The sequence below is a fragment of the Nesterenkonia sp. PF2B19 genome (assembly GCF_001758425.2).
Classification (GTDB): Bacteria; Actinomycetota; Actinomycetes; order Actinomycetales; family Micrococcaceae; genus Nesterenkonia; species Nesterenkonia aethiopica.
Genome location: NZ_MDSS02000109.1, coordinates 1 through 2,764 on the forward strand (window position 1 = coordinate 1; position 2,764 = coordinate 2,764).

The 2,764-nt window shown below is 63.3% G+C and carries 4 protein-coding genes and 3 pseudogenes; 3 read left to right on the forward strand and 4 right to left on the reverse strand.

What is annotated here, in order from left to right:
- From BCY76_RS17830 to BCY76_RS17835, 3 genes and pseudogenes are all read left to right on the forward strand, one after another.
- Positions 1 to 151 (forward strand): annotated as a pseudogene (locus BCY76_RS17830) (integrase core domain-containing protein); the annotation flags it as partial.
- A pseudogene (locus BCY76_RS17045) lies at positions 145 to 768 on the forward strand (ATP-binding protein); the annotation flags it as partial. The pseudogenes BCY76_RS17830 and BCY76_RS17045, both read left to right, overlap by 7 nt.
- A 16-nt stretch (positions 769 to 784) precedes the next feature.
- On the forward strand, positions 785 to 1,249 hold the full coding sequence (locus BCY76_RS17835) for a hypothetical protein (protein WP_139827878.1): 465 nt from the start codon (positions 785 to 787) through the stop codon (positions 1,247 to 1,249).
- A 20-nt stretch (positions 1,250 to 1,269) separates the two neighbouring features.
- Here the strand turns inward: BCY76_RS17835 and BCY76_RS17050 are convergent, their stop codons facing one another.
- From BCY76_RS17050 to BCY76_RS18755, 4 genes and pseudogenes are all read right to left on the reverse strand, one after another.
- A complete protein-coding gene (locus BCY76_RS17050) occupies positions 1,270 to 1,680 on the reverse strand; it encodes a MerR family transcriptional regulator (protein ID WP_070159175.1) in 411 nt (136 codons plus the stop codon).
- Positions 1,677 to 2,354, reverse strand: a complete 678-nt coding sequence (locus BCY76_RS17055) for an arsenic resistance protein (RefSeq protein ID WP_272896876.1) — start codon at positions 2,352 to 2,354, stop codon at positions 1,677 to 1,679. Before BCY76_RS17055 ends, BCY76_RS17050 begins: the two co-directional genes overlap by 4 nt.
- A complete protein-coding gene (locus tag BCY76_RS20155; protein ID WP_272896877.1) occupies positions 2,351 to 2,665 on the reverse strand; it encodes a hypothetical protein in 315 nt (104 codons plus the stop codon). The genes BCY76_RS17055 and BCY76_RS20155 overlap by 4 nt, the downstream gene beginning before the upstream one ends.
- Positions 2,666 to 2,764: pseudogene (locus tag BCY76_RS18755) on the reverse strand (IS5/IS1182 family transposase); the annotation flags it as partial.

The following is a 2,764-nucleotide window of genomic DNA, read 5'->3' on the forward strand; positions in this document are numbered from 1 at the left end:
GGGCCTACGATTCCGAACAGGCTCGCCGACAGGCCCTGCAGGTCTGGGTCAACCACTACAACTATCATCGGCCCCATACCTCCTGCGGCGATCAGCCCCGGCCGCACTTGCCCCGGCGACTATCAACAACGTCATGCCCTCCTACAACTAGTCGGACACGCCATGCGCCGCCTAGTCGCAGGCGACCTCGGTGGCCTCTTCGACGGCCCCTCCACCGTCGAGTTCGACCCCTCCCTGCCGATGATCAGCCTCGACCTCTCCCGCGTCACCGAAAACAGCACTCTCATCTCGGTGTTGATGACCTGCGCCTCAGCGTGGATGGAATCAGCCCTCCTTGACCCCAATGGAGGCCAACGGTGGGTGGTCTACGACGAAGCCTGGCGACTGATGTCCCACCCGGCACTGCTGCGGCGCATGGATGCCCACTGGCGACTGGCCCGCCACTACGGCATCGCCAACCTGCTGGTGTTTCATAAGCTCACTGACCTGGACAACGTCGGCTACGCCGGCTCCGCCATGCGCTCCCTAGCCAACAGTCTGCTGGCGAATGCGGAGACCAGGATCGTCTACCGGCAAGAATCCGACCAACTCGGCACCACCGCCCAAACCTTGGGACTGACCGGCACCGAACAGAAACTGTTACCCACTCTCGGGGTCGGGCAGGGGTTGTGGCGGATCAAGGACCGCTCTTTCGTCGTCCAGCACCAACTCCACCCCGACGAACTCGCGGCTTTCGACACCACCGGCCGCATGACCGGCGGTGCATAGCTGAAAGCGACCCGTCATGGCCGACGAATACCGTCAGCGGCTCACCCGGAACATGGACATCCTCACCCACGGGTTGGAACAGATCGCCCACAACTATGCCCGACACATCACCCTGACAGAGGAAGATCCCGAGACCTTCGGAGCCGGACACTACGTCCTCTACCCTCACGGGCGCACGGACCGGCGGTTCACCGTTGAGGAACGCTACATCGACACCGACTGGTCAGACCCCGACCGACTACCAGCCTCCTGGACCTGGAAAGCCCAAACCCGACACCAACGATCCGATGGTTCCCATCCGTGGGTGACCACAAATCAGGGCGTGGTGCCGTCGAACTCCGTGCAGCAACTCCTGGGCTATGCGCAGAAGTGGGCCGCCACAGTGCGGGCCTCGAAGCTGCGTGAAGGGTTCTTCACTCACACGCGCCCAGGAACAGGACGAGATAAACCCCCACATATAGAGGGGCCTGGGCTGTCATGAACAGCTACGGTACTTCCTCCTTATCCCATCTTTGCCAGCGATTGGAAGGCGCATTCTGATTTGCACGGCTGATCACTGTCGGGGCAGGAGACCACGTGGTTGAGTGCTTCGGTAATCAGGGCGCGCATGCGGGTCAACCGTTGGATGTTCTCCTCGACGTGAGCCAGCCGGTCAGCAAGCACTGGGCGCAGGTTCTCTCGGACTGCGGTACAGGTGCCTGTGGCGATGACCTGGGAGAGCCACCGTATTTCTTCCAGGTCCAGGTCGAGTTTCTTAGCAGTGGCGATGAACTCCAGCTGATCAATCACGGTCTGGTCGTAGTCCCGGTACCCGTTGGGGCCACGCTGGGAGGTGATCAGGCCGAGGTCTTCGTAATAGCGCAGCGTGGTGGCCGGAACCCCGGTCCGTGCTGTGACTTCTGAAATCCTCATCTTTCAATCCTCCGGTCAGCGGAGCCCTGGAGCCCGGCCTCTTTATGACGGACGAGTTGGGCCAGCAGGGCCAGTATGGGCAGTTCGATCAGCGGGCCGACCACCAGGGCCACGGCGATCAGGGGCCGGTCAGGGAACGCAGCGACGGCGATTCCTAGGGCGATGGGTGAGTTTCTGGCGGTGGTGACCATCGTCAGGGTCACCCGCTGGGGGCCGGGCAGTCCCATCAGCTTGGAGACCGCGGTGGCCACTAGAGGGACGACAATGAAGAACCCGGCCAGGGCAGGCAGCAGCAGGACCAGTTCTGTGCCGTGTTCGGCCACAACGGGGGCTTGCCAGGCGAACATCGCGAACACGGCCAGGCACAGCAGCGGCACCACCAGCCGGCCAGCCGCCGGGTTCAGCGTCTCGTGCTGCCATTGTGCTCCCTTGGTCCTGCGGGTGACCCAGCGGATCAGGAAGGCGGTCACCAGCGGGGTGAGCAGCATCAGCAGCACCGCCTCAGCCAGGGTGGATGCATCGACCATGGCGGCCTCCCCGCCGAGCAGCAGCACGTAGACCGGCAACAACAACAGTTGCAGCACCAGGTTCACCGGCAACAACGCCGTTGCGATCCCGGTGTGGCCCTTGGCCACAGCGGTGAAGACCAGGTACCAGTCAGTGCACGGTGTCACCAGCAACAGCAGCAGTCCGATCCGCAGGTCCGGCTGGTCACCGAGAGCAGCCCGGCTCCCAGGGCCCAGGCCAAGGCGGGGGTGAACAGGTAGTTCAGCACCAGGCTGGCGGCCACCAGGGACTTAGCTCGGCGGACTTCACTGACTTGGGTGGGGTCCATCTGCACGAAGATCGCCACCAGCATCACCAGCAGGGCCGGGATCACCACATATTCGCCAGCCTCACCGACCGGGGTCAGCAACCCCACGGCAAGGCCAGTCAGTACGGCGGCTGCGACGAAGACGCTCTGCAGGCGCTCGACCAGGTTCATCTAGGGCATGTCTGACAAATGTGCGGTCCAGGCGATCACCGCGTTGAGGACGACAGCAGCGCGATAGGTCAGCGCGTGCTTGTCATAGCGAGTCGCGAT

Coding starts and splice junctions, on each gene's coding strand:
- BCY76_RS17050 (WP_070159175.1), bottom strand. CDS start 1,680: ATGAGGATTTCAGAAGTCACAGCACGGACCGGGGTTCCGGCCACCACG.
- BCY76_RS20155 (WP_272896877.1), bottom strand. CDS start 2,665: ATGAACCTGGTCGAGCGCCTGCAGAGCGTCTTCGTCGCAGCCGCCGTA.
- BCY76_RS17835 (WP_139827878.1), top strand. CDS start 785: ATGGCCGACGAATACCGTCAGCGGCTCACCCGGAACATGGACATCCTC.